We start from the raw sequence: 1,522 nt of genomic DNA, 5'->3' as shown, positions 1-1,522 counted from the left end.
AGGTGAAAATATTTTAATCGGGAAAGCCTTGTGATGATTATTATTACAGGGGTTCCCGATTATTTTATGCTTTTATGTTGCGGATATAAGGTTATTACAAATGAAAAATCATCAGAGGCTTTTCAGTATTATAAATATTTTAAGGAGAAAGTAAATACTCTTGAAGATTATAACGAACTTTTAAAAAGGCATACTGAAATAAATCATACTGAACTCAAAGAAAAATCTTGGCTTTTCAATGATAATACCTCAAGTGATATTATAAATAAAATTAAAAGTAAAGGAAGTCAACTATCAGACATTAGCACCTTAGATATAAAAAGAGGTATTACAACCGGTTTCGATGATGCATTTATTTTGAATGATACCGCTAAAAATGAACTACTAAAGAATGAATTAAAATCGAAAGAGATTATTAAACCATTGCTAAGAGGCAAGGACATTAATAAATTTACAATTAAACCAAATGGTTTGAGTTTATTATTTATCCCTTGGCATTTTCCTCTTCATAAAGACGAAACTATTAATGGAAGTTCAGACGTTGCAGAAAGGCAATTGAATAAAGATTATCCGTTTTTATACAAACACCTTACTACTTACAAAGACAAACTTAGTGATAGAAATAAGGCTGAAACTGGAATAAGGTATGAATGGTATGCTTTGCAAAGATGTGCAAACACGTATTATGAAGATTTCAATAAAGACAAAATAATGTGGGGCTTAATTTCTGGTAATTGGGGTTTTGCACTTGATGAAGAAAAACATTTTCTAACCAGTGCATCTTTCTTTTTAACATCAGAGACTATACCATTGAAATTTTTACTTGCCCTATTTAATAGTGAACTATATAGATATTATTTCATTAAAATTGGTGAATATACAGCTGGTGGTGCATATGTATTGAAGAAAACATCAGTAGAAAAATTTATTATCCCATCAATAGGTGAAAAAGAGCAGATACCATTTATAGTGTTAGTTGATAAAATACTTTCTGCTAAGCAACAGGGTAAAGCCAGTAAAGAACTTGAAAAGCAATTAGATGATTTAGTTTATACGCTTTTCGACATAACAGAAGAGGAGCAGAAAATAATTGAAGGGCAATAAAATCATAAAACAATGTTTGATAAACTAATCCGAGAACTAGAAAACTTAAATAACAAAAAAATATCAGTTCCAATAAATGCTGATGCAGAAGGGTATATTGACAAAGAGTGTCCAGGTGAAGAATGTTTGTTTCAATTTAAAGTAAAAGAGGAAGACTGGGCAAATCTATTCAAAGACGAAGCAAAAGAAATTGGTGCGTTAGTAACCGAACAGCCAATACAAAAACCTTGGGGACAAACTGTTGGTTACATTCGAGATATTGACGGATTTTTACTTGAAATTTGTACACCAATGAAATAACGAAACCTAGAACACCAGCCACTAATCGAGTAGACCGCCCCGCCAGCTAGGCTGACGGGGAGAGCCTCTCACACCACTGTACGTACGGGTCTCGTATACAGCGGTTCATTAAGATGTG

The 1,522-nt window shown here is 32.5% G+C and carries 2 protein-coding genes; both read left to right on the top strand.

Going from position 1 to position 1,522, the window contains the following annotated elements; translation table 11 throughout:
• Nucleotides 1–33 precede the first annotated feature (33 nt).
• Nucleotides 34–1,104, top strand: coding sequence for a TaqI-like C-terminal specificity domain-containing protein (locus tag BLS65_RS17710; RefSeq protein WP_092441113.1), 1,071 nt, complete (start codon nt 34–36; stop codon nt 1,102–1,104).
• 12 nt (nt 1,105–1,116) lie between these two features.
• Nucleotides 1,117–1,404, top strand: a complete 288-nt coding sequence (locus tag BLS65_RS18695) for a VOC family protein (RefSeq protein WP_212590596.1) — start codon at nt 1,117–1,119, stop codon at nt 1,402–1,404.
• The last annotated feature ends 118 nt before the right edge of the window (nt 1,405–1,522 follow it).

The sequence above is a fragment of the Williamwhitmania taraxaci genome (genome assembly GCF_900096565.1).
Taxonomy (GTDB): domain Bacteria; phylum Bacteroidota; class Bacteroidia; order Bacteroidales; family Williamwhitmaniaceae; genus Williamwhitmania; species Williamwhitmania taraxaci.
This window is presented reverse-complemented; position numbering and strand designations above follow the sequence as displayed.